Origin of the sequence: Nonomuraea sp. NPDC048826, assembly GCF_043198225.1 — a bacterium.
Lineage (GTDB): Bacteria > Actinomycetota > Actinomycetes > Streptosporangiales > Streptosporangiaceae > Nonomuraea.
The window spans coordinates 1,008,608-1,031,022 of the sequence record NZ_JBICUQ010000001.1 but is presented as its reverse complement, the minus strand read 5'-3'; the positions used below and the strand labels follow the sequence as shown (position 1 = coordinate 1,031,022).

Sequence of the window (22,415 nt, the reverse complement as noted above, 5' to 3'; positions counted from 1 at the left end):
CCCCGGATCAGGACTTGTGATCGTACGGGCGACGCCGGCGGGGCGCGCCCACGGACACCGACTCACGCTGCGGCGGGCCCGGCTGGGACGGGACCGGGTCGCGCATGACGTACTGCGGCCCGGTGCGTTCGAGCTCCGGCTGGGCCGATGGCGCGTTCCACTTCCGGCGCCGATGGTGACCGTGGCGGCGGCCGGCGACGCGGAAGGCGACCACCACGATGGTGACCACCATGACCAGCAGCAGCGCCACCGGGGTGCCGATCAGGTCGAGCGGGTTGCTCCCGGGCTTGTCGGCCCGCTCGCGTAACGGGAACGGGCGCTCGGTCTCCCGGATCTCGACCCGCTCGGCGTTGGCCTTGACCAGCCGGGGCAGCCCGTAGCCCACGACCTTGTCGGTGTCGCGGACCTTGCGCTTGAGCCACACGCGGTCGACGTTCGCCTCGATGGTGTGGATCTTCTTGCCCTCGACCCGCTCGACGATGCCGACGTGGTCGACGCCCTTGTAGTCGTCGCCGCCCCGCCAGTCGAAGAACACCAGCGCCCCCGGCTCCGGTTTGCGGGTCCAGGCGTCCTGCTGCATGAACCAGACGGCGTGGGACGGGGTCCAGGCGAACTGCCCGACGTACTCGGCGAGGTCGGCCTTGTCGGCGGCCCAGGCGATGAACATGTCACACCACGGCGCGTCCTTGTACTGCGGATCGTCGACGCGCTCGGCGTACCAGTGACCGAACTTGGTGTGCTGGCCGTTCTTCTCCCGGTAGCCGAGTTCCTTTCGGACCGTTTTAAGTAACTTATCCGCGATCGGGTCCAGCGCGACTCCCCCCAGAGAACGTGGCAGATCACGATGGACTGTAATCGCGGCATCGCGGACGTGCGCATGACACCCGGAAAGTGTCAAGCTATGAGCCGATATTTCGGTTGTGGGGAGGAGGGGACCAGTGGGACAGGCGGGATCCGCGGTGCTAGGCCCCCGCGCCGACCCGGTAGATCTGGTCGTCGCCCGCGCCGGGGGCGACCACGTCGGCCACGATGACGGTCACGTTGTCGGGCGAGCCGCCCTCGTTGGCCAGATCGATCAACCGCTGGACGGCCGCCGCCGGGTCTGCCACCGTGGTCAGCACCTCGTGCAGGACCTCGGGCCCGAGCACCGTCGTGAGCCCGTCCGAACAGAGGAGATAGCGATCATCCGGGTCGGCCTCGCGCAGCGCCAGATCGGGCTCGGCCCTGCCCTCGCTGCCCAGCACGCGCAGCACCATCGAGCGGCGCGGATGGACCGCGGCCTGGTCCTCGGTGATGCGCCCTTCGTCCACCATCGACTGGACGAGCGTGTGGTCCTTGGTCATCTGGTAGAGCGCGCCGTCGCGAAGCAGATATCCGCGCGAGTCGCCCAGGTGGGCCAGGGCGAACCGGTAGCCGTCGAAGAGCATCGCGGTCACCGTCGTGCCCATCCCCCGGCGGGCCGGGTCGATCTCGGCCAACTCGACAAGCCTGCGCCCGGCCTCACGGACCGCGCCGTCGAGCGCCGCCTCCAGGTCGGAACCCGTCTCGGGAAGCGTGGCGTCGAGCTCACGCATCACGGCGATCGCCGCCGCGCTGGCCAACTCGCCGGCCGCATGCCCGCCCATCCCGTCAGCCACCACGAGCAACCGGCCGCTCGCGTATCCGGAATCCTCATTCTGCTCCCGGCGGCGGCCCACATCTGATCCGGCGGCATAGCGGATGTTGTGCTTCATACACCGCAGTAAATCACTGGTTGAAAGACTTCACAAGCAGATGCGCTGAAGACTCGCTTGAACTAGGGTGGCCTCATGAGCCACGACCCGACCCTGAACGCCGGGGACATCGCCCGGCTCGCCGGTGTCGGGCGTGCCGCCGTCAGCAACTGGCGCCGCCGGCATGACGACTTCCCTTTGCCCATAGGCGGCACGGCCAATCAACCGCTCTTCTCGTTGCCGCAAGTCGAGGCGTGGTTGCGCCGCTATGGGAAGTCCTACCAGTTGTCGCTGGGAGATCGGGCGTGGCAGCGCCTGAAAACCGCGGGCGATTTGCGCCTCGGCGAGGCGGTGGCCCAGGCCGGCGCCCTGCTGACCTCGCGAGACACCGAGCTGGAGCCCGAGCAGGCGAAGCTGGTGTCCGAGCTGGCCGAGCGCCACGGCGCGCTGACGGCCTACGAGTTCCTCGTCGAGCGCTATCTGGAGGCCCACTCCCGCCAGCTCTCGGTCACCCGCGACGACGTCGCCGAGCTGATGGTCACCCTCGTCGGCGACGCCCGCACCGTCCTCGACCCCGCGTGCGGGGTCGGCACCCTCCTTCTGCAGGCCGCGACCGGGGCCGGGCGCCGGCTGCTCGGGCAGGAGCTGAGCGCGAGCTCCTCCTCGATCGCGGCCGCGCGGCTGCGGCTGCGCGGCGCCGACGCGACGATCACGTCCGGCGACGCCATCCGGCACGACGCGTTCGCCGGGGAGCAGGCCGACGCCGTCGTGTGCGACCCGCCGTTCAACGAGCGCGCCTGGGGCTACGAGGAGCTGGTCGGCGACCCCCGCTGGGTCTACGGCCTGCCACCGCGCGGCGAGCCCGAGCTGGCCTGGGTGCAACACTGCCTGACCCACGTGCGGCCGGGCGGCCTGGTCGCGATCCTCATGCCGCCCGCCGCGGCGAGCCGCAAGGCCGGCCGGCGCATCCGCGCCAACCTGCTGCGCGCGGGCGCGCTGCGGGCCGTGGTGGCGCTCCCCGGGTCCGACCTGTGGCTGCTGCACCGCCCGACGGCGGGCGCGCGGCCGCCGTCCGACGTGCTGATCCTGGACGCCGCCGCCGACCCGTCCGTCGTGGAGCCGGCCTGGCGCGCCTACCTGCGCGACGGCTCCGGCCAGGCGGTGCGGATCATCGACCTGCTGGCCGACGAGGTCGACATGACCCCGGCCCGCCACCAGCATCGCGAGGACCTGGGCCGGGCCTTCGCCGAGACCCGTGACCGGTTCCTGGCGGCCGCGGCGGCCCCGCCCGACCTCAAGGTGCTGGAGCAGCCGCTCGACCAGCCCGCCACCACGGTCGGCGACCTGATCAAGGAGGGCCTGGTGTCGGTCTCGCAGGCCCCGCCCCGGATGGCCGTCGGCGACGGCGACCTCCCGGTGCTGACCGCCGACGACGTGTCCGTCGGCTCTCCCCCGTCCGGCCGCACCACCGGTCAGAAGGGCCTGGTCACGGTCCAGCCGGGCGACGTGGTGGCCTCCTACTCCTCCGTACGGGTGATCTCCGACGGAGGCGGCGTGCTGGGCCCGCAGCTCACGCTCTACCGGGTCGACGCCCGCAGGCTCGACCCCGACTTCCTGGCGGGCTTCCTGCGCGCCGCCGGCAGCCGCGCGACCACCGGCTCCAGCAGGTTCGACGTGCGGCGCACCCGCCTGCCGCGGCTATCGCTCAAGGAGCAGCGCGCGTACGGGGAGGCGTTCCGGCAACTGGCCGTCCTGGAAGACGCGCTGCGGGAGACCTCCGAGCTGGGTCAGACGCTGATCCGGCTGGGCCTCGACGGGCTCACCGACGGTCATCTGCACCCTCAGTCCTGACGGTGTAGTTTTTCCCCGGAAGGGCGCGGGAGGGGGGCATATGGTCATCGGCGACCGCTATGTGCTCGACGATCTCCCTCTCGGCCAGGGTGGCATGGGCGCCGTCTACGCGGGCCACGACCGCCATCTCGACCGCAAGGTCGCGGTCAAGCTGCTGCGCCTGCCCGGCGGCCACGACCGGGAGCTGGAGCACCGCTTCATCCGCGAGGCCCGCATCCTGGCCCGCCTCGAACACCCCGGCGCGCCGGTCCTGTACGACTTCGGCACCCACGAGCAGCGGCTCTACCAGGTGATGCAGTTCATCGAGGGCGTCACCGTGGCCGACGTGGTGAGCGAGCACGGGCCGCTGCCGGTGGCGTGGGCCGCCGCCATCGCCGCGCAGTCCTGCGCCGTCCTGTCGGCCGCGCACACGCTGTCGATCTGTCACCGCGACCTCAAGCCGACCAACCTCATGCTCTGCCCCGACGGCAGCGTGAAGGTGCTCGACTTCGGCCTGGCGATGCTCCGCGACGCCGACGTGACGACCTTCACCCGGATCGGGCAGATCCTGGGCACGCCCGCCTACATGGCGCCTGAGCAGATCCAGCACGGCGTCGCCGAGCCGCGCAGCGATCTTTACTCCCTGGGCTGCGTCCTGCACGAGATGCTGACGGGCAGGCAGCTGTTCACCGGCCCGACCGACTACGTGGTGTTCGAGAAGCAGGTCAAGGAGCGCCCGCCGGCCATCCCCGGCCTGCCCGACGGGCTGGGCACCCTGCTGGGGCGGTTGCTGGAGAAGGCGCCCGACGACCGGCCCGCGGACGCCGACGAGCTCTACCGGCTGCTGGAGCCGTTCGCGGTGACGCTGCCGATGCTGCCCGGGTTCCTCACCTCGGCCCCCAGTCCGGGGCGGATGTACGCCCGGATGGTGGGCCGGGTGCTCTCCTGAACCCGCCGGAGTTCCGCAGCAGGCTCGACCGGCTGATCGGTGACCACCTCGCCGGGTTCGAGGAGAGGTTCGGCTACCCGCCCGGCGACAACCGGGTGACGCCCTCGACCGGCGGGGAGGCGCTGGTGACCGCGTTCGGCGGCAGGGTCCCGGCCGACGTCCTGGACTTCTTCGCGACAGTCGGCGAGGTGAGCCTCCCCGACTTCTGGAACGGCTACTTCATCGGCCCGCCGGAGTGGATCGCCTCGGTCCACCGCGACCGGGCGCCGGCCACGATCCGCCGGGGTTCCGGCACGACCGAGATCATGGTGTTCGGCTCGGACGGCGGCGGGACCCTGTTCGCCGTGCCGGTCCCGGACGGCCGGCCGGTCTACCGGCTCCCGCCGGGCGAGATCGCCGGGGGATGCCACGCCGGGCCGGAGACGGTCGCGGGGACCTTCGCCGGCTTCCTGGAGTCCCTGGTCACCGAGCTGGAGACGTACGTGAGAGCCGGGCGCCCACCCTCCCTCTGACCACTCGGACGTTCGTGAGATCGCTCTCTCGATAACAAGGATCGTTACCCAACACCCGTTGACAGCCCCCTGTGATGTGTCCGAAAGTTTTCGGAGAGCGCTCTCTCACACTCCCCCAAGGCTCCCATCCCGGAGGGCTGCATCACATGACTCCTCGTTTCCGGCGGATCGCCGTCCCCTTGATCACCGCGTCCCTGCTCGGCCTCGCCACCGCCTGCGGCGGCGGCAGCGACACCGCGGGCACCTCGTCCGCGCCGGCGGAGAAGGTCAAGCTGACCATCAACCTCTTCGGCGACTTCGGCTTCAAGCCGCTGTACGAGGAGTACAAGAAGACCCACCCGAACGTCGAGATCGTCGAGAACGTCACCCAGTTCAACGACCACCACAACAACCTGGTCAAGCGCCTGGCCACGAACGCCGGCGCGGGCGACATCGAGGCCGTCGAGGTGGGCTACATCAGCACCTTCACCGCCCAGCCGCAGAAGTTCGCCGACCTCAAGGAGTTCGGGCTCGACAAGCGGCAGGGCGAGTACCTCGACTGGAAGTGGCTGCAGGGCCTGAGCAAGGACGGTCAGCAGGTGCTCGGCCTCGGCACCGACGTCGGCGGCCTGGCCATGTGCTACCGCAAGGACCTGTTCAAGAAGGCCGGGCTGCCCGAGGACCGGGAGGAGGTCGGGCAGCTCTGGCCGACGTGGGAGGACTACATCGCCACCGGCAAGAAGTTCGCCGCCGCGAACGTGCCCGGCGCCAAGTTCGTCGACTCCCCCGGCGAGATCTTCCGCGCCATGGTGAACCAGGCGCCGATCGGGCTCTACGACGCCCAGGACACGATCATCGTGGACTCCAACCCGGACGTGAAGAAGGCCTGGGACCTGTCCAACCAGATCACCTCCGAGGGGCTGACCGCCAAGCTCGCGGCCTTCTCGCCGCCGTGGAACACCGGCTTCGCCAAGGGCTCGTTCGCGACCATCATCTGCCCGGCCTGGATGACCGGGTTCATCCAGGAGCAGGCCAAGGACGCCTCCGGCAAGTGGGACATCGCCACCGTGCCCGGCGGCTCCGGCAACAGCGGCGGCTCCCACCTGATGGTGCCCAAGCAGAGCAAGCACCCGAAGGAGGCCGCCGAGCTGGTGGACTTCCTGACCTCCAAGGACAACCAGGCCAAGGTCTTCAAGGAGACCGGCACGTTCCCGTCCATCCCCTCGCTGTACGAGGACGAGTCGATCCAGACGTTCACCAAGCCGTTCTTCGGTGACGCCCCGATCGGCAAGATCTACTCCGAGGCCGCCAAGGCGCTCAAGCCGCAGCACCTCGGCCCGAAGGAGGCCGACGTGCGGGTCGCCATCGGCAACGGCCTGGGCCGGGTCGAGCAGGGCAAGCAGACCCCGGACGAGGCGTGGGCGCAGGTGCTCGAGGACGTCAAGAAGATCAAATGAGCACCTTCCCTCTCGCCATCGGGCGGAGGCGTAGGACCAGTGTGCGGCACACCCTCGACACGAGGGTGTCGCCGTACGCCTACGTGGCGCCCTTCTTCCTGCTGTTCGCCGCGTTCGGCCTCTTCCCGCTCGCCTACACCGCCTGGGTCAGCCTGCACGAGTGGACGCTCCTGAACGAGGAGCAGACCTTCGTCGGGCTGCAGAACTACGGGACGCTGCTGGCCGACGGCTACTTCTGGAACGCCACCTTCAACACCCTGTCGATCGGCATCCTGTCGACCGCGCCGCAGCTCGTGCTGGCCATCTGGCTGGCGCACCTGCTCAACAAGAGGCTGCGTTTCCAGACCCTCTTCCGGATCTCTCTGCTGGTGCCCAACGTCACCAGCGTGGTCGCCGTGGTGGTGATCTTCAGCCAGCTGTTCGGGCGGGACTTCGGCCTGATCAACTGGGTGCTGTCGTGGTTCGGCGTCGGCCAGATCGACTGGGGCGCCGGCACCGCCACCTCGCACCTCGCGCTCTCGGTGATGATCATGTGGCGGTGGACGGGCTACAACGCGCTCATCTTCCTCGCCGCCATGCAGGCCGTCCCCCGAGAGCTGTACGAGGCCGCGACCCTGGACGGGGCGAGCAACCTCAAGCAGCTCGTCAGGATCACCGTGCCGATGATCCGGCCGACGATCATCTTCGTGGTCATCGTGTCGACCATCGGGGCCATGCAGGTCATCGCCGAGCCGCTGCTCTTCGGCACCAGCAGCGGCAGCGGGGGCGGCATCGTCACGGGCGGCCCCGACCGGCAGTTCCAGACCCTGGCCCTCTACGTCTACGAGCAGGGGTTCACCAAGTTCGACTTCGGTTACGCCTCGGCGGCCTCGTGGGTGATGTTCCTGTTCGTGGTGGTCGTGGCCGGCATCAACTTCCTGGTGACCCGGCGGGTGAAGGGCGGTGTGATATGAGGCTGCGCTATCTGACCCTGACGGCGGTGGCGTTCTTCTCCGCGTTCCCGCTGTACTACAGCGTCGTGGTGGCCTCCCGGCACAACTCGGCGCTGGCCCAGGTGCCGCCGCCGCTGCTGCCCGGGGGCAACTTCCTCGCCAACGTGGCCCGGGTCTTCGACACGGTGCCGTTCGGGCTGGCGCTGCTCAACTCGGTCATCGTGGCCGGATCGATCGCGATCGCGGTGATGTTCTTCTCGACGCTGGCCGGGTTCGCCTTCGCCAAGCTGCGCTTCAGGGGCAGGAACGTCATGCTCGTGATCACGGTCGCGACCATGATGGTGCCGGCGCAGCTCGGCATCATCCCGCTCTACATGCTCATGATCAAGCTGGAGTGGACCGGCACCAACTACGCGCTGATCGTGCCGGCGCTGGTCAGCGCCTTCGGCGTGTTCTTCATGACGCAGTACCTGTCCAGGGCACTGCCGACGGAGCTGCTGGAAGCGGGCCGGGTCGACGGCTGCACGACCTGGGGGCTGTTCTGGCACGTCGTGCTGCCCGCGGCCCGGCCCGCCGCGGCCGTGCTCGGCATGCTGACGTTCATGTCGGCCTGGAACGACTACTTCTGGCCGCTCGTCGTGCTCACCCCGGACAACCCGACGGTCCAGGTGGCGCTGTCGACGCTGGCCAGCGGATACGTCAACGACTACGTCCTGGGGCTGGCGGGCACGGCGGTGGGGACGCTGCCGCTCGTGATCGTCTTCGCCCTGTTCGGTAAGCACATCATCGGCGGAATCATGCAAGGAGCGGTCAAGGGATGATTTTCCCGGAAAACTTCGTCTGGGGTGCCGCCACGGCTTCCTACCAGATCGAGGGGGCGGTCAAGGAAGACGGACGGGGCCAGTCGATCTGGGACACCTTCTCCCATGCCCCCGGCAACGTGGCCGACGGCGACACCGGCGACGTGGCCTGCGACCACTACCACCGCTACCGCGACGACGTCGGCCTGATGCGGGAGCTGGGGCTGGCGGCCTACCGGTTCTCGGTGGCCTGGCCGCGGGTCCAGCCCGACGGACGCGGCCCGGCGAACCCGCGCGGGCTGGCCTTCTACGACCGGCTCGTCGACGAGTTGCTCGAAGCCGGGATCGCCCCGTACCTCACCCTCTATCACTGGGATCTCCCGCAGGCGCTGGAGGACCGCGGCGGCTGGACCGACCGCGACACCGCCTACCGCTTCGCCGAGTACGCGGCCGTGGTGCACGAGCGGCTGGGCGACCGCGTGCGGGACTGGGCGACGTTGAACGAGCCGTGGGTGGCGGCCTTCCTCGGCTACGGCAACGGCGTGCACGCGCCCGGCCGCAGGAACCCGGCCGACGCCCTGCGCTCGGCCCACCACCTGCTCCTGGGCCACGGCCTGGCCGCGGCCGGGCTGCGGGAGGCGGGGGCGGCCGGCATCATGCTGGTGGTCAACTCCTCCCCGGTGCTCACCCCGGCCCAGGTGAACGACCCGGCGGCGGTGCCCGGCGAGGCGGACGCGGCGGCCGTGGACCGCGTCCACGCGCTGCTGACCCGGCAGTTCCTCGACCCCGCCGTGTACGGCCGCTACCCGGAGGAGGTGCTGGCCGCCGCCGGGCGCAACGGCGGCACCGGGCACATCCTGGACGGCGACCTGGAGTTGATCAACGCGCCGATCGATCTGATCGGGATCAACTACTACAACCCGTGCGTGGTCGAGGCGGGGCCGGGCCTGCCGGCCGACGCCGCCTGGCCGGGCTCGGAGGACATCCGGTTCGCCCCCGCCGACGCGCCGGTCACCGCGATGGGCTGGCCGATCGTGCCCGACGGGCTGTCGCGGCTGCTGGTGCGGCTGTCGGAGGACTACCCGGACGTGGGGCTCATGGTCACCGAGAACGGCGCCGCCTTCGACGACGTGGTCGAGGACGGCCGGGTGCACGACGCCGACCGGGTCGCCTTCCTCCGCGGCCACCTGCGGGAGGTGGGCCGGGCCATCGAGGCGGGCGCCGATCTGCGCGGCTATCTCGTCTGGTCGCTGCTGGACAACTTCGAGTGGGCGGAGGGCTACCGGCGCAGGTTCGGCATCGTGCACGTCGACTACGCCACGCAGGCCAGGGTGCTCAAGGACAGCGCGCTCTGGTACCGCGATGTGATCGCGGCGAACCGCCTGTAGATTTTCCTCCGTGTCCTCCCCTTCGGCGCAGTCATGAGGCGCCCCACCCTGGAAGCGGTCGCCGCCCGGGCGGGCGTCTCGCGTGCCACCGCGTCCCGTGTCGTCAACGGCCAGACGACGGTGGCCCCGCACATCCGCGACGCCGTGCTGCGCGCCATCGACGAGCTGGGCTACGTGCCCAACTCGGCGGCGCGCAGCCTGGTCACCCAGCGCACCGGCTCGATCGCCCTGGTCGTCTCCGAGCCGCCGACCAGGGTGTTCTCGGAAGATCCGCTGTTCGCCACGGTGATCCGCTCGGCCAGCCTGGAGCTGGAGTCGGTCAACAAGCAGGTCGTGCTCATGCTGGCCTCGTCGGCCAAGAGCCACGCCAGGGTGGAGCGTTACATCGCGGGCGGGCACGTCGACGGGGTCATGCTCATCTCCATGCACGGCGCCGACCCACTGCCGAACGCGCTGTCGCGGCTGCGCGTGCCGGTCGTCTCCTACGGTCGCCCGGCCGTCCCTGTCGACATCCCGTACGCCGACAACGACAACGTGGGCGGGGCCGAGACCGCGGTGCGTCACCTGGTGGAGCAGGGGCGACGGCGCATCGCCACGATCGCGGGGCCGCAAGACATGATCGGCGGTCAAGACCGGCTCACCGGCTACCGCAACGTGCTGCGCGACTCCGACCGCCGCTCGATCGTCGCGGTGGGCGACTTCACCCGCGAGTCCGGCGCGGTCGCCATGCGGCAGCTCCTGGGCGACGACCCGCAGCTCGACGCGGTGTTCGTGGCTAACGACCTGATGGCGGTCGGCGCCCTGCAGTCGCTGCGGCAGGCCGGCCGCCGGGTGCCCGACGACGTGGCGCTGGTGGGGTTCGACGACATCGAGGCGGCGAAATACACCGAGCCGCCGCTGACCACGATCCGCCATCCGGTCATCGAGCAGACGGCGGCCATGGTCAGGCTGCTGCTCGACCTGTTCGAGGGCGGTCCGGCCGAGCCGGTGGTCCTGCCGACGGAGCTGGTGATCCGCGAGTCCGCCTGACAGGGGCCCTTGACAGGCGATCTTCCCCCGTATGACAGTCGAGCGCGAAAACTGTCACGCAGGAAGGCGCCCTTCATGAAGAAAATCGCCACGATCGCGGCCTTATGTCTGGCCGCCACCCTCCTCCCCGCAAGCGGCGCGGCGGCCGACGTGACCGGCCCGCCGGTGCTGAACGCGCCGGTCTTCAACGACCCGGTCGCCGACTCCGGCGTCCCCGGCACCCCCAGCGCCGCCCAGTCGGCCGTGATGGACCAGCTCATCCGCCTGATCAGGGCCGCCAGGCCGGGCAGTGAGATCCGGTTCGTCAACCACCAGTTCTCCCCCGGGCAGCGCTCGACCGAGGTGGCCGACGCGCTCGTCCAGGCACACCAGCGCGGCGTCCAGGTCAAGGTCATCCTCGACGACCAGGAGGACGGGTCCAACGACGTGATCACCGCCCGGCTCCGGGGCGCGCTCGGCACCGACGAGGGCGCCGGATCGTACGTCCTCGGGTGCGAGTATCCCAGCCCGTCGGCGGTCAACCGGGGCTGCATCGGCCGCAACTATCTGCACAGCAAGTTCGCGCTGTTCTCCGGCATCGAGGTGAACGGGACCACGCACGGCAACGTCGTCTTCCAGACCTCGTCCAACCTGTCGGACTGGTACCTGTACAACTCCTACAACGACGCCATGACCTTCACCGACGCCGCCGTCTACACCGGTTACCGCAAGTACTTCGACGACCTGCGCGAAGGCCGCAAACGCGCGGTGAACCCCGGCTACTTCTGGACCACGCCGACCGGCTCGGCCTACCGGGCCACCTTCTTCCCGCGCGTCCAGTCGAGCGGCGACCCGATCGCCAACATCCTCAAGCTGGTCAAGTGCCGCTACCAGGACGAGGACGGCGTCTACCGCCAGACCGACATCCGGCTCGTCCTGACCCACTTCAACCGGCACCGGCTGGCCATCGCCAAGGAGCTGACCCGGCTACGCGGCGAGAACTGCTGGGTGGACCTGGTCTACTACAAGAGCTCCGACGGCACCGGCAACGCCGACGCCACCATCCGCGCCGAGCTGGCCAAGACCGTCAACGGCCGCCGCGTCCAGGTGACCCCGTGCCGCTTCGCCGTCGGCAGCCGCTCGGTCGTGCCGCACCTGAAGCTGATGATGACCGACGGCTTCTACGACGACGACATCACGCCCCGCGTCTACACCGGCAGCGCCAACTTCACCCATCTGGAGAACGCGGACGACGCCCAGATCAGGATCTCCGGGCGTGACGTGCACACCCAGTACCTGTCGTACTTCTACAAGGTCCGCGACACCTGCCGGGCCCGCACCTGACCGTCGCGGGCCCCGGGCTCACGAGGTCGAGACGCGGTCCAGGAAGGCGTCGAGGTTGGCCGTCATGCGGTCGATCTGCTCGTCGACGGTCAGCGACTCCTCCAGCCGCTCGCCGAACTCCGGCTTGCGCTTGCCCCGTACGTACAGGGAGCAGCCCAGGTCGGCGCAGATGTAGGCGCCGACCGAGTCGGCCTCGCCGCGGCGGCGCCGGGCGGACACGAGGGCCACGCCGCTGCCGGTGTGGGTGGTGAGGCAGAGCGAGCACATGCTGCGGCGCTGGTGGCCGTGGCGGGCGGTGACGAGGCGGAGCGCGACTCCGACCGGCCGGCCGTCGCGCTCGGCCACCAGGTAGGCGCGGTCGGGGGCCTTCGGGTCGCGCCAGCCGAGGAAGTCGAGGTCGTCCCACGGTTGTCCGGGCAGGTCACGCGGCACGTGCAGACGGGACGCCTCACCCTTGGTGCAGTTGACGAACGAGGTGCGGATCTGGGGTTCGGTGAGAGGTCTCATGTCATCCAGCCTAGGACCCCTAGGCAAGCGATTATTTACCCTAGGATTCTGGATCTCGATACAGAAGGGGTCAAAGGGTGCCATCGTGGTGCGGTCCCTTTCATCCCCATCGATAGGGAGACAGATCGTGCCGAAGCTCGCCGTGATCGCCTCGGCCGTCGGCCTCGTGCTCCTGTTGGCCCCCGCTCCCGCGCAGGCGGCCGACAAGACGCTGACCGTCGCGTACACCTGCTCGGGCGGCCCCTTCAGCAACACTACGTTGAGCGTGCCCGTCGTCGTGCCCGACTCCGCGACCGGCACGTTCGAGGTCAAGTGGAGCATCCCCGCGCTGACCCTGGGCGCCGCCGCGACCGCCGCCACCCAGGTCCAGGTCAACGGCAAGCTCACGGTCACCGGCGGCACCCACACCGATCTGTCGAAGACCGGCGCGAGCGTCCCGGCGGGCTCGGCCACCGCGCCCGCGAGCCAGGTGACGAGCACCGTGCAGGTCACCGCCACCGCCGGCGGCCAGGTGACGATCAAGCCCGCCACCGAGGCCGGCAGCCTCAAGCTCGCCCTCGCCGTCACCCCCACCGAGGTGACGACGTGCACCACCACCAGCACCCAGAGCGTGACCGTCACGGTCGGCACCGGCACCGGCACCGGCGACGACAACGACAACGGCGACGGCACCGGGGACGTGGTGGAGTACATCTGCCGTCCCGCCTCCGGCGCCGTCCAGTCCGTGCGCATCCGGACCACGCTCACGTTGCCGACCGGCAATCCCGAGGTCGGCGAGCAGTTCACGATCGGCTGGAAGGGCGCGTACGAGAGCGGGGCCGAGTTGGAAGCGCCCAACGGCCTGCCGACGACCGGGCTCAAGATGTACGCGTACGCGTCGATCTCCGGCTTGCCCGGGCTCACCTCGGCCACCGGCGTCGGCGACCTGACCGACGTCGCCGTCGGTCAGCCGATCACGCTGCCGGCGTCCGTGGACATGAGGACGACTTCGCAGCGGGCGGGCACCGCGACCGTGAAGCCGGCCTCGGTCAACTTCGGGCTGCGGCCCACCGAGCCCCTCATCGAGTGCGAGCCGGCCAACTCCACGTCGCTCACCACGTACCCGCTGACCATCGGCGCCGGCTCCGCCTCCCCCACCAGGACCGCGGTCGTCACCGAGACCCCCGACGAGGAAGACGAGGAGGAGGAGCCCCGGAAGTCGGTCACCCCGAAGGAAGGCGTCGCCACCGGGGCCGGCGGCGACGCGGGACCGGACGGGCGGATGTTCGTCCTGGCCGGGTCCGCGCTCATCCTGGCGGCCGGAGCGGGCGGCCTGGCCCTCCGCCGCCGGCAACCCTGACGGCGCCCCCGGGCGGCTTCGGGCGGGGATCATGGGGATCGGCGGGGTCGCCTTGTACCGTGGTGCCGACGCAGCCGTCCACGCTGGGAGCGTCCGCATGCGCTGGCAGGTCCACTCGGAAGAACCGCTCTACACCGACCCCTGGATCGACGTCCGGGTGGCCGACGTGGAGCTGCCGGACGGCCGGCATCTCGATCATCGGCTCATCCGTACGGCTCCCGGGGCCGGCGCGGTCGTCACCGACGAGCGTGATCGGGTGCTGCTGATCTGGCGGCACCGGTTCATCACCGACACGTGGGGCTGGGAGATCCCGATCGGCAAGATCGAGGAGGGCGAGGAGCCGGTCGCGGCCGCCGCCCGCGAGGTCGAGGAGGAGACCGGCTGGCGGCCGGGCCCGCTGCGCCCGCTGATCTACGCCCAGCCGAGCAGCGGCCTGTCCGACTCCGAGCACCACATCTTCCGGGCGGACACCGCCCGGCACATCGGCCCGCCCACCGAGCCGTGGGAGGCCGAGCGCGTCGAATGGGTGCCGCTGGCCGACGTCAGACGCCTGATCGACGGACGCGACCTCGTCTGCGGGACGAGCATGAACGCGCTGCTCTACGTGCTCACCGAGGCCGGGGCGCGGAAATAACCGGTGGCCCGGGCGCCGGGGCCGGGTTAGGTTCCCCGCATGGCCGAGGTCCGCGGGACGTGTGACGACCGGTTCGCCGGGGTGCGGGACGCGCTGGCGGCGTCCCTGGACGGCGACGACGTGGGGGCCTCGGTGGCCGTGTTCGTGGACGGCGAACCGGTGGCCGACCTGTGGGGCGGCCACACCGACGCGGCCCGGACCGTGCCGTGGGAGCGCGACACGATCACCAACGTCTGGTCGACCACCAAGACGATGACCGCGCTCTGCGCGCTGATCCTCGCCGACCGGGGCGTGCTCGACCCGGACGCGCCGGTCGCCCGCTACTGGCCGGAGTTCGCCGCCGCGGGCAAGGAGCGCGTGCTGGTCCGGCACGTGCTCTCCCACACCGCCGGCCTGCCCACCTGGGACGAGCCGATGACCGTCGAAGATCTGTACGACTGGGAGACGGCCACGGACCGGCTGGCCCGGCAGCGTACGCACTGGGAGCCCGGCGCCGAGGCCGGCTACCACGCGATCACCCAGGGGTTCCTGGTCGGCGAGCTCGTCCGAAGGGTCACCGGGCGCAGCCTGGGCGCCTTCTTCGCCGATGAGGTCGCCGGCCCGCTCGGCGCCGACTTCCACATCGGCCTGCCGCCCGAGCACGACCACCGGGTCGCCCCGGTCCTCCCGCCGCCGTCCTTGCGCTCGCATCCTCCGGCCAACCCGCCGGTGCGGCCGGAGGTGGCGAACACCGCCGCGTGGCGGCGGGCCGAGCTCCCCGCCGCCAACGGGCACGGCAACGCCCGCTCGGTCGCCCTCGTCCAGGCCGTCCTGGCCTGCGGCGGCACCGTCGGCGGGGTGCGGCTGCTCTCACCGGAAGGCTGCGCGCGTGCGCTGGAGGAGCAGTACGCGGGCGCGGACCGGGTGTTCGGCGCGCGCATGCGCTACGGCCTGGGCTACGGCCTGTCCGGAAAGCGCTCGTGCTCCTGGGGCGGGATGGGCGGCTCGATGGTGCTGGCCGACCTCGACGCCCGGATGACCGTGGCCTACGTGATGAACCAGATGCTCGACCGGGGCGGCCTCGGCGACGACCGGGCCTTCGGCATGCTGGTCGCCGCCTACGAGGGCCTCGGCTGAGTCAGACGCGGAAGACGCGGAGCTGGAGCGCCAGGGTGGCGTAGTAGCCGGTGAGCGTGGTCAGCTCGAAGATCGCCGGCTCCGGCAGGAGGGCGTACTCCTCGTCGTCCAGGTCGCCCTCGCTCACCAGGGCGCGGGTGACGCGGAGGACCGCGGCCTCCTCCGGGTCGTCCAGCGTCAGGGGCTCCCCGGCACGGACGGCGGCGAGCTGCGGCTCGGTGAAGCCCAGACCGGTGGCGAGCCTGGTGTGGACGTCGAGCTCGAAGGCGCTGGACCAGTGGGCGGCGACGATCAGGATGGCGAGCTCGCGGCACCGGTCCGTCAGCGACGAGCGGTAGCGGATGGCGGCGCCCAGCTCCTGAAGGGGGTGGCCCAGGGCGGGGCTGAGGAGCATGGCGTTGAAGGGGCCGATCAGCGCGCCCTGCTCGTCGAGCATCGAGGCGCCCCTGGGGCCCGCGTTGATGCTGTCGTAGAGGGCGCGGGCGGCCGGGTCGAGCCGGGCGGGCGGCATCGGGCGTAGGCGCTTCACCGCACCGATGCTAGCCCGCCGCGGCCCCACGGGGTCAGCCAGGCGGTTGACTACAGGTCGCCCCTGGTCGGCAGGCCCTGCCAGTCGCTGGCGCAGGACGCCGCGGCGGCGCTCAGCTGGGTGGCGCGGTGCAGGCGCTCCGGCGGGGTCAGGCCGTCCAGGGCGGCGCTGATGTAACCGGCCACGAACGCGTCCGCGGCCCCGCCGGTGTCGACCACCGGCGCCTGCGGGCCGGGGGCGTCGTAACGCATCCGGTCGGCCCGCACGCTCGCGCCCTTGGCGCCGCGGGCGACCACGACCTCGCGCTCGGGGGTGAGCGCGGGCTTGATGAGGTCCAGCTCGTCCTGGCGGACGAAGAGCAGGTGCGACTGGCAGGCCAGCTCGGTGAGCACCTCCTCGGCGTCGCGCACCGAGGCCCAGAGCTCGGGACGGTACTCGACGGCGAACGAGATCGGCACCTCGGCGCTCTTGGCCGCGCTCACGGCCGCCAGCACGGCGTCGTGCGGGTCCCGGCCGAGTGCGGCGGTGACGCCGGTGACGTGCAGCATCCGCGCGGCGCCGATCCGGTCGATCGGCACGTTGCCGGGGGACAGCGTCGAGCCGGCCGAGCCCGCGCGGTAGTGGGTGACCAGCGGCTCGCGGCCCACCCGGGACTCGCGCAGCAGCAGCCCGGTGGGCACCCCTTCGGTGACGCGCGTGTCGGCCACGTCCACGCCCTCGCCGCGCAGCGTCGTCAGCACCCGGGCGCCCAGCTCGTCGGAGCCGACCTTGCCCAGGTAGGCGCACCGGTGGCCGAGTCGCGCCAGCGCCACGGCCAGGGTGAACTCGGGGCCCGTCACGTCCAGCCGGGCCTCGGTCTCGTGCCGGACGCGGCCGCTGGAGACCACGCCGAGCGCTTCGCCGAGGGTGTAGACGTCGGTCATGGGGCCAGACTCTAGCCGGTCAGGTCGCCTCAAAACGGATTTTTCTCCATCAGTGCAGGTGATCCCCGTGATCAAATTTTTCCCGTAATTTTCTCGAACCTTTGCCCCATAGAGTGGCTCTAAGCAGTAAAGGGCAGCGGCCATCCCGGGTCGTTGCCACAAGATTTACGGGGAGAAGCACCCTCATGCGCAAAATCGCCGTAGGCCTTGTCTCCGCCCTCGCGGGCGGGACCATGCTGATGACTGGCGGCGGCGCCGTCGCCGCCACCAAGGCGCCTACCGTCGAGATCCTCGATGTCTCGCCGAACCCGGTCGTCGTCAGGGGCAACGCCGAGACCGTGGCCAGCTTCAAGGTCGGGGCCAGCTCCGACGTGGAGAAGGTCGAGCTCAGCGTCGAGCCCGCCAGCAGCAACGCCCGCACCCTGCGGGCCAAGGAAGTCAAGCCGCTGGAGAACTGGCGCTTCTCGGTTCCGTTCACCTCGCACGACCCCGAGGGCAAGTGGCGCGCCATCGCCGTCGCCTTCGACAAGGACGGCAAGAGTGTCGCCCGCGACACGTCCTACTTCTTCGTCGACGTCCGCAAGGGCTGGAAGAAGGCCGACACCCGGCTGAGCTTCAACGCCTCGCCGTCGAAGATCCGCAAGGGCAAGAACGTCTACTTCACCGGCCGCCTGCAGTACGAGCGGGGCGACGACTGGCGCAGCGCCAGGGGCGAGAAGGTCCACATCTACTTCCGCGCCAACGGCTCCAGCGGCTGGAAGTGGATCGACTCCGACCGCACCGACCGGTGGGGCAAGTTCTACGCCAAGGAGCGCGCCTACCGGAGCGGCACCTACAAGGCCGTCTTCAAGGGCGACCGCAAGCTCGACGACGCCACGAGCCGTAACGACTACGTGCGCGTCTACAGCTGGCGCCACTAAGCACCACTGAGCTCCAGTGAACGAAGGCCCGGCCGGGTTCCCTGCCGGGCCTTCGTCATGCCCCCGACCTGCGGTGAGTTCCGGGATCCTGGGGGTAGCGTCCCGTTATGCCAGAGGATCTGCTGCGCGCGTACGACCCGTTCGACATCTTCGACGCCGAGGCGGCCAGGCTCGACCGGTTCTTCTCCGGCCTGGACGAGGAAGGATGGCGGCGCCCGTCGCGCGCCGCCGGCTGGACCGTGCGTGACGTGCTCGGCCACCTGGCCGGCGAGGAGCTCTACAACCAGGCCTGTCTCGACGGCGCCCTGGACGACCTCCGGCGGCTGATGGAGGCGGAGGGCATCGGCGACTACAACGAGTTCAACGAGTGGTGCGTGCGCCGGCGCCGCAGCCTGCCCGTCGACGAGGTGCTGCAGGAGTGGCGCGACAAGAACGGCGACACCCGGCGCCGGATGCGCGAGCTCGGCCGCGACACCCTGATGGAGACCATGGCCGGCCCCTATCCGGTGGGCAAGCAGGTCTTCCACTACGACTCCGAGTACGCCACGCACGCCGACGACGTGGGCGCGCCCGTCCCCGAGGACGAGTCGGACGCCCGGACGTTCTGGCGCGTCGCGGTCGGCCGGTTCGCGCTGGCCGAGCAGGACACGAGCGTGCAGGTCGAGCAGACGGCCGAGCAGATCTGGGTGCACGCCGGCGACGCCGAGGCCACCCTGCCCTACTCCGAGTTCGTCGAGGCCACGGTGGGCCGGCTGCCCGAGGACTACGGGCTCAGCCCGCGGCTCGTGTCGGCCCTGCGGTGCCTCGCCTGACCCCGACCCCCAGAAAGGATGTGTGACCATGTGGCTGCGCAACCGCGCGGGCACCGAGCCGGTGACCGCGCGCAGCCCGTACACCCTGCGGCGGATCCTGTCGCTGGCGGCGCTGGTGCTGGGCGCCGCGGCGGCGGTCTTCTTCGCCACCCGGGCGGCGAGCACGGGAGAGGCGGTGTGGGCCTGGGAGGCGGCGATCGCAGCGGCCGTGGCGATCATCGCCGCCGTCGACCTGCTCGTCATCAGGAGCAGGCGCTCACGCCAGCGCGACCGCCAGCACCAGTAGGACCAGGGTCAGGACGACGACCACGGCGATGAACCAGCCACGCAGCAGGAGCGGCCGGCGGCGGCGCGCCCGGTATCCGGACACCCGTCTGGCAAGTTCCGGGTCATCGCGTCTCAGCGCTTCCTCGATCTCCTCGAGGATGCGACGCTCCTGCTCCGACAGGGCCATGTCCATCACCACCGCTTCCACCGCCGCTCCCGCCCCTGCTACCCAGGGACGGGGCGTTCAGTACGGCGGCTCGCGGTCACGTCCGGCCGTAACGCTGGTTGAAGCGCTCGACCCGGCCGGCGCTGTCGAGGATGCGCCCGCGGCCGGTGTAGAAGGGGTGGCTCGCCGACGACACGTCGACGTCGATCACCGGGTAGGTGCGGCCGTCCTCCCACTCCACCGTCCTGCCGGAGGTAACGGTGGACCGGGTGAGGAAGGCGACCCCGGCGCTCGGGTCGCGGAAGACGACGGGGCGGTAGGCGGGGTGCAGGTTCTTCTTCATGTGCCCGTCAACCGAATGAGAACGGTTTTCATTCCCGCGCTTCCGGGTCCAGTCCGAGCACCGAACGGCCCCCGTCCACCGGCAGGGTCACCCCGTTGACGAAGGACGCCTCGGGCGAGAGCAGGTACGCGACCGCGTCGGCGATCTCGGTGGTCGCGGCCACCCGGCCGAGCGGGTGCAGCCGGGCCATGTCCCGCTCGACCGCGGCCGCCGCCCCGGCTTCCTGGCCGGCCAGGAAGCTCTCGTACCGCTCGGTCGCCACCGAACCCGGCGCCACCGCGTTGACCCGGATCCCGTACTTGCCGTACTCGACGGCGAGCGCCCTGGTCAGGCCCTCGATGCCGGCCTTGGCCGTGGCGTACGGCAGGCTGCCCGGCACCGCGCGGCGGGCCTGGTGCGAGGTGATGTTGACGACCGCCCCGCCGGTGCCCGCGGCCAGGAAGCGGCGCACGGCGACCGCGCAGCCGACGACCGCCAGGTCCAGGTTGGCCGCGATGAGACCGCGTACCTCGTGGACGGGCGCGGTGTGCACCGAGGCGTCGCGGAAGACGGCGGCGTTGTTCACCCAGCCGGAGAGCGTGCCGGCCTGCTCGGCCAGGTCGGCGGCGCGGCCCGCGACGGTCTCGTCCGCCGCGTCGCCGATCACCGGGACCACCCGCCCGCCGGCCCAGCCGAGCGCCTCAGGGTCGCGCTCGACGGCCACCACCGTGTGCTTCTCCCCCAGCAGGCGCTCCACGACGGCCCGCCCGATGCCTCTGCCTCCACCGGTTACGACGTACGAAAGGGTCATAAGCGGACCCTTCGCAGCGACTACGATCGCCGTGGGCGAACCCGGCTCGCGAGCGATCCCGAACACGTAAGGTAGCCGCATGAATACAGCCACCGAGGTCCTGCACCGCGTCTTCGGCTACGACACGTTCCGGCCGGGGCAGCAGGAGATCATCGAGCATGTGGCGGGGGGCGGCGACGCGCTCGTGCTCATGCCGACCGGCGGCGGCAAATCGCTGTGCTACCAGATCCCCGCCCTCGTCCGGCAGGGCGTGGGCGTGGTCATCTCGCCGCTGATCGCGCTCATGCAGGACCAGGTGGACGCGCTCACCGCGCTCGGGGTGCGGGCCGGCTTCCTCAACTCGACGCAGGACTTCGACGAGCGGCAGCTGGTGGAGGCCGAGTTCCTGGCAGGCGAGCTCGACCTGCTCTACCTCGCGCCCGAGCGGCTGCGGCTGGAGTCGACGGTGCGGCTGCTGCAAAAGGGCCGGATCGCGCTGTTCGCCATCGACGAGGCCCACTGCGTCTCCCAGTGGGGCCACGACTTCCGGCCCGACTACCTCGCGCTGTCGGAGCTGCGCACCCACTGGCCGGAGGTGCCGCGCATCGCGCTGACCGCCACCGCCACCCCGGCCACCCACACCGAGATCGCCGAGCGGCTCGGCCTGGTCGAGGCCCGCCACTTCGTGGCCGGCTTCGACCGTCCCAACATCCACTACCGGATCACCGCCAAGAGCGAGCCCAAGCGGCAGCTCCTCGACTTCCTCCGCGCCGAGCACCCTGGCGACTCCGGCATCGTCTACTGCCTGTCGCGCTCCTCCGCCGAGAAGATCGCCGCGTTTCTGGTCGAGAACGGCATCCCCGCGCTCCCCTACCACGCCGGTCTCGACGCCCGCACCCGCGCCCACCACCAGGCCCGCTTCCTGCGCGAGGAGGGGTTGGTCGTGGTGGCGACGATCGCCTTCGGCATGGGCATCGACAAGCCCGACGTACGCTTCGTGGCCCACCTCGACCTGCCCAAGTCCGTCGAGGGCTACTACCAGGAGACCGGCCGGGCGGGGCGCGACGGGCTGCCCGCCACCGCGTGGATGGCCTACGGCCTGCAGGACGTCGTGCAGCATCGGCGCATGGCCCTGGAGGGCGATGAGCAGCACCGCCGCCGCCAGGCCCTCCACCTCGACGCCATGCTCGCCCTCTGCGAGACCGTCACGTGCCGGCGCGCCATGCTGCTCGACTACTTCGGCCAGCCGGGCAGCGATCCGTGCGGCAACTGCGACACCTGCCAGACCCCGCCCGAGTCCTGGGACGGCACCGTCCCGGCGCAGAAGATGCTGTCCACGGTGCTGCGGCTGTCCCGCGAGCGGGGGCAGAAGTTCGGCGTGGGGCAGATCGTCGACATCCTGCTCGGCAAGAACACGGCCAAGGTGCTGCAGCACGGCCACGACTCGCTGACCGTGTTCGGCGTCGGCACCGAGCTGGGCAACACCGAGTGGCACGGGGTGGCACGGCAGCTCCTGGCCCATGGGCTGCTCGCGGTCGAGCCCAACTACGGCGCCCTCGTGCTGACCGAGGCCAGCGGCGACGTGCTGCGCGGCCGGCGCGAGGTCCGCCTCCGCCGCGACCCCCGCCGCGCCGCCAAGCCCGCCGCGGCGAAATCCCGCCCGGCGGCGGCCGACCTGCCGGCGGAGGCGGCCCCGGTCTTCGAGCGGCTGCGGGCGTGGCGGGCCGCCCAGGCCAAGGAGCAGGGCGTCCCTGCGTACGTCATCTTCCACGACGCGACGCTGCGGGAGATCGCGACGCTCGGGCCCACCTCGCTGGCGGAGCTGGGCTCGGTCAGCGGCGTGGGCGAGAACAAACTGGCCAAGTACGGCGAGCAGGTCCTGGCCACGCTGGCCGGTTCTTGAGCCTCTGCGTTCTTGGGAGCGCGCTGTGAAAGGCGTGGTCCTTGCGGTGGGCGCGCTTCGCGCGGATCGGCTCGGGCTCCTATCAGCGGGGAGTCGAGCTCCCCGCACCCTGGGCAGGGGGCCTCCCGGCTCCCTGCACCCCCGAGTGTGAGGCGTTTCCTGGACCGGCGGTGAGGCAGCCATTTGGGTGGCGTCATCGATGTGTGGGCGGGGTGGTCCATGTCCTGATGCAGTTCCCCAGCGGGATCTGCTCAGCCTGATTCCAGTGTGGTCTGC

At 70.9% G+C, this 22,415-nt stretch carries 24 protein-coding genes; 16 read left to right on the top strand and 8 right to left on the bottom strand.

Annotation, left to right across the window (positions count from 1 at the left end; all coding sequences use genetic code 11):
- Positions 1-7: 7 nt before the first annotated feature.
- Together ACGFI7_RS05060 and ACGFI7_RS05055 are read right to left on the bottom strand one after the other, a co-directional pair.
- Complete coding sequence (locus ACGFI7_RS05060) at positions 8-898, bottom strand: CHAP domain-containing protein (protein ID WP_393399226.1); 891 nt, start codon at positions 896-898, stop codon at positions 8-10.
- A gap of 64 nt (positions 899-962) precedes the next feature.
- Entirely contained in the window at positions 963-1,733 is a 771-nt protein-coding gene (locus ACGFI7_RS05055) for a PP2C family protein-serine/threonine phosphatase (RefSeq protein WP_393399223.1), read from the bottom strand.
- Positions 1,734-1,808: 75 nt separating this feature from the next.
- Here ACGFI7_RS05055 and ACGFI7_RS05050 point away from each other — a divergent pair, with 75 nt between their 5' ends.
- The 9 genes from ACGFI7_RS05050 (at position 1,809) to ACGFI7_RS05010 (ending at position 11,911) form a co-directional block, all read left to right on the top strand.
- On the top strand, positions 1,809-3,563 hold the full coding sequence (locus ACGFI7_RS05050; RefSeq protein ID WP_393399221.1) for a class I SAM-dependent DNA methyltransferase: 1,755 nt from the start codon (positions 1,809-1,811) through the stop codon (positions 3,561-3,563).
- 40 nt (positions 3,564-3,603) lie between these two features.
- Entirely contained in the window at positions 3,604-4,491 is an 888-nt protein-coding gene (locus ACGFI7_RS05045; protein WP_393399218.1) for a serine/threonine-protein kinase, read from the top strand.
- 95 nt (positions 4,492-4,586) lie between these two features.
- Positions 4,587-5,003 (top strand): hypothetical protein, encoded by a 417-nt coding sequence (locus ACGFI7_RS05040; protein ID WP_393399215.1) that lies wholly within the window; start codon positions 4,587-4,589, stop codon positions 5,001-5,003.
- A gap of 146 nt (positions 5,004-5,149) precedes the next feature.
- Entirely contained in the window at positions 5,150-6,439 is a 1,290-nt protein-coding gene (locus ACGFI7_RS05035; RefSeq protein WP_393399212.1) for an extracellular solute-binding protein, read from the top strand.
- Positions 6,436-7,392: a carbohydrate ABC transporter permease gene (locus ACGFI7_RS05030; protein ID WP_393399210.1), complete on the top strand. Its 957-nt coding sequence runs from the start codon at positions 6,436-6,438 to the stop codon at positions 7,390-7,392. The genes ACGFI7_RS05035 and ACGFI7_RS05030 overlap by 4 nt, the downstream gene beginning before the upstream one ends.
- Entirely contained in the window at positions 7,389-8,192 is an 804-nt protein-coding gene (locus ACGFI7_RS05025; RefSeq protein ID WP_393399208.1) for a carbohydrate ABC transporter permease, read from the top strand. The genes ACGFI7_RS05030 and ACGFI7_RS05025 overlap by 4 nt, the downstream gene beginning before the upstream one ends.
- Entirely contained in the window at positions 8,189-9,559 is a 1,371-nt protein-coding gene (locus ACGFI7_RS05020; RefSeq protein WP_393399206.1) for a GH1 family beta-glucosidase, read from the top strand. Before ACGFI7_RS05025 ends, ACGFI7_RS05020 begins: the two co-directional genes overlap by 4 nt.
- Positions 9,560-9,592: 33 nt before the next feature.
- Positions 9,593-10,588 carry a LacI family DNA-binding transcriptional regulator gene (locus ACGFI7_RS05015; protein WP_393399203.1) on the top strand — a complete coding sequence of 332 codons (996 nt, stop codon included), beginning with the start codon at positions 9,593-9,595 and terminating at the stop codon, positions 10,586-10,588.
- Between the two features lie 75 nt (positions 10,589-10,663).
- Complete coding sequence (locus ACGFI7_RS05010) at positions 10,664-11,911, top strand: phospholipase D-like domain-containing protein (RefSeq protein ID WP_393399201.1); 1,248 nt, start codon at positions 10,664-10,666, stop codon at positions 11,909-11,911.
- A gap of 18 nt (positions 11,912-11,929) precedes the next feature.
- Here the strand turns inward: ACGFI7_RS05010 and ACGFI7_RS05005 are convergent, their stop codons facing one another.
- Positions 11,930-12,418, bottom strand: a complete 489-nt coding sequence (locus tag ACGFI7_RS05005) for an FBP domain-containing protein (RefSeq protein ID WP_393399198.1) — start codon at positions 12,416-12,418, stop codon at positions 11,930-11,932.
- Positions 12,419-12,545: 127 nt separating this feature from the next.
- On the opposite strand from ACGFI7_RS05005, the gene ACGFI7_RS05000 reads away from it, so the two are divergent.
- The 3 genes from ACGFI7_RS05000 (at position 12,546) to ACGFI7_RS04990 (ending at position 15,507) form a co-directional block, all read left to right on the top strand.
- Entirely contained in the window at positions 12,546-13,757 is a 1,212-nt protein-coding gene (locus ACGFI7_RS05000) for a hypothetical protein (RefSeq protein WP_393399195.1), read from the top strand.
- A gap of 97 nt (positions 13,758-13,854) precedes the next feature.
- Entirely contained in the window at positions 13,855-14,391 is a 537-nt protein-coding gene (locus tag ACGFI7_RS04995; protein ID WP_393399193.1) for an NUDIX domain-containing protein, read from the top strand.
- Positions 14,392-14,430: 39 nt separating this feature from the next.
- Positions 14,431-15,507 carry a serine hydrolase domain-containing protein gene (locus ACGFI7_RS04990; protein WP_393399190.1) on the top strand — a complete coding sequence of 359 codons (1,077 nt, stop codon included), beginning with the start codon at positions 14,431-14,433 and terminating at the stop codon, positions 15,505-15,507.
- A 1-nt stretch (position 15,508) separates the two neighbouring features.
- Here the strand turns inward: ACGFI7_RS04990 and ACGFI7_RS04985 are convergent, their stop codons facing one another.
- Both ACGFI7_RS04985 and ACGFI7_RS04980 read right to left on the bottom strand, forming a co-directional pair.
- Positions 15,509-16,036 (bottom strand): carboxymuconolactone decarboxylase family protein, encoded by a 528-nt coding sequence (locus tag ACGFI7_RS04985; protein WP_393399188.1) that lies wholly within the window; start codon positions 16,034-16,036, stop codon positions 15,509-15,511.
- Between the two features lie 50 nt (positions 16,037-16,086).
- Positions 16,087-16,959, bottom strand: coding sequence for a sugar kinase (locus tag ACGFI7_RS04980; RefSeq protein ID WP_393399185.1), 873 nt, complete (start codon positions 16,957-16,959; stop codon positions 16,087-16,089).
- Positions 16,960-17,192: 233 nt separating this feature from the next.
- Between ACGFI7_RS04980 and ACGFI7_RS04975 the strand changes: the two genes are divergently transcribed.
- From ACGFI7_RS04975 to ACGFI7_RS04965, 3 genes are all read left to right on the top strand, one after another.
- Complete coding sequence (locus ACGFI7_RS04975) at positions 17,193-17,879, top strand: hypothetical protein (RefSeq protein WP_393399183.1); 687 nt, start codon at positions 17,193-17,195, stop codon at positions 17,877-17,879.
- A gap of 107 nt (positions 17,880-17,986) precedes the next feature.
- Positions 17,987-18,691 carry a maleylpyruvate isomerase family mycothiol-dependent enzyme gene (locus ACGFI7_RS04970; RefSeq protein ID WP_393399181.1) on the top strand — a complete coding sequence of 235 codons (705 nt, stop codon included), beginning with the start codon at positions 17,987-17,989 and terminating at the stop codon, positions 18,689-18,691.
- A gap of 28 nt (positions 18,692-18,719) precedes the next feature.
- A complete protein-coding gene (locus ACGFI7_RS04965) occupies positions 18,720-18,977 on the top strand; it encodes a DUF6343 family protein (protein WP_393399613.1) in 258 nt (85 codons plus the stop codon).
- On the opposite strand, the gene ACGFI7_RS04960 is transcribed toward ACGFI7_RS04965, so the two are convergent.
- From ACGFI7_RS04960 to ACGFI7_RS04950, 3 genes are read right to left on the bottom strand one after another with little or no spacing between them, the layout of a single operon-like run.
- A complete protein-coding gene (locus ACGFI7_RS04960; RefSeq protein ID WP_393399179.1) occupies positions 18,948-19,166 on the bottom strand; it encodes a DUF3040 domain-containing protein in 219 nt (72 codons plus the stop codon). The genes ACGFI7_RS04965 and ACGFI7_RS04960 overlap by 30 nt on opposite strands.
- A 55-nt stretch (positions 19,167-19,221) precedes the next feature.
- Positions 19,222-19,467 carry a type B 50S ribosomal protein L31 gene (locus tag ACGFI7_RS04955; protein ID WP_393399177.1) on the bottom strand — a complete coding sequence of 82 codons (246 nt, stop codon included), beginning with the start codon at positions 19,465-19,467 and terminating at the stop codon, positions 19,222-19,224.
- 28 nt (positions 19,468-19,495) lie between these two features.
- Entirely contained in the window at positions 19,496-20,257 is a 762-nt protein-coding gene (locus ACGFI7_RS04950; protein WP_393399174.1) for an SDR family NAD(P)-dependent oxidoreductase, read from the bottom strand.
- A gap of 79 nt (positions 20,258-20,336) precedes the next feature.
- On the opposite strand from ACGFI7_RS04950, the gene recQ reads away from it, so the two are divergent.
- Positions 20,337-22,139, top strand: a complete 1,803-nt coding sequence (gene recQ / locus ACGFI7_RS04945) for a DNA helicase RecQ (RefSeq protein WP_393399172.1) — start codon at positions 20,337-20,339, stop codon at positions 22,137-22,139.
- Positions 22,140-22,415: the final 276 nt, after the last annotated feature.

Coding starts and splice junctions, on each gene's coding strand:
- ACGFI7_RS05055 (WP_393399223.1), bottom strand. CDS start 1,733: ATGAAGCACAACATCCGCTATGCCGCCGGATCAGATGTGGGCCGCCGC.
- ACGFI7_RS05050 (WP_393399221.1), top strand. CDS start 1,809: ATGAGCCACGACCCGACCCTGAACGCCGGGGACATCGCCCGGCTCGCC.
- ACGFI7_RS05045 (WP_393399218.1), top strand. CDS start 3,604: ATGGTCATCGGCGACCGCTATGTGCTCGACGATCTCCCTCTCGGCCAG.
- ACGFI7_RS05035 (WP_393399212.1), top strand. CDS start 5,150: ATGACTCCTCGTTTCCGGCGGATCGCCGTCCCCTTGATCACCGCGTCC.
- ACGFI7_RS05030 (WP_393399210.1), top strand. CDS start 6,436: ATGAGCACCTTCCCTCTCGCCATCGGGCGGAGGCGTAGGACCAGTGTG.
- ACGFI7_RS05025 (WP_393399208.1), top strand. CDS start 7,389: ATGAGGCTGCGCTATCTGACCCTGACGGCGGTGGCGTTCTTCTCCGCG.
- ACGFI7_RS05020 (WP_393399206.1), top strand. CDS start 8,189: ATGATTTTCCCGGAAAACTTCGTCTGGGGTGCCGCCACGGCTTCCTAC.
- ACGFI7_RS05015 (WP_393399203.1), top strand. CDS start 9,593: ATGAGGCGCCCCACCCTGGAAGCGGTCGCCGCCCGGGCGGGCGTCTCG.
- ACGFI7_RS05010 (WP_393399201.1), top strand. CDS start 10,664: ATGAAGAAAATCGCCACGATCGCGGCCTTATGTCTGGCCGCCACCCTC.
- ACGFI7_RS05005 (WP_393399198.1), bottom strand. CDS start 12,418: ATGAGACCTCTCACCGAACCCCAGATCCGCACCTCGTTCGTCAACTGC.
- ACGFI7_RS04995 (WP_393399193.1), top strand. CDS start 13,855: ATGCGCTGGCAGGTCCACTCGGAAGAACCGCTCTACACCGACCCCTGG.
- ACGFI7_RS04990 (WP_393399190.1), top strand. CDS start 14,431: ATGGCCGAGGTCCGCGGGACGTGTGACGACCGGTTCGCCGGGGTGCGG.
- ACGFI7_RS04980 (WP_393399185.1), bottom strand. CDS start 16,959: ATGACCGACGTCTACACCCTCGGCGAAGCGCTCGGCGTGGTCTCCAGC.
- ACGFI7_RS04975 (WP_393399183.1), top strand. CDS start 17,193: ATGCTGATGACTGGCGGCGGCGCCGTCGCCGCCACCAAGGCGCCTACC.
- ACGFI7_RS04970 (WP_393399181.1), top strand. CDS start 17,987: ATGCCAGAGGATCTGCTGCGCGCGTACGACCCGTTCGACATCTTCGAC.
- ACGFI7_RS04965 (WP_393399613.1), top strand. CDS start 18,720: ATGTGGCTGCGCAACCGCGCGGGCACCGAGCCGGTGACCGCGCGCAGC.
- ACGFI7_RS04955 (WP_393399177.1), bottom strand. CDS start 19,467: ATGAAGAAGAACCTGCACCCCGCCTACCGCCCCGTCGTCTTCCGCGAC.
- ACGFI7_RS04950 (WP_393399174.1), bottom strand. CDS start 20,257: ATGACCCTTTCGTACGTCGTAACCGGTGGAGGCAGAGGCATCGGGCGG.
- recQ (WP_393399172.1), top strand. CDS start 20,337: ATGAATACAGCCACCGAGGTCCTGCACCGCGTCTTCGGCTACGACACG.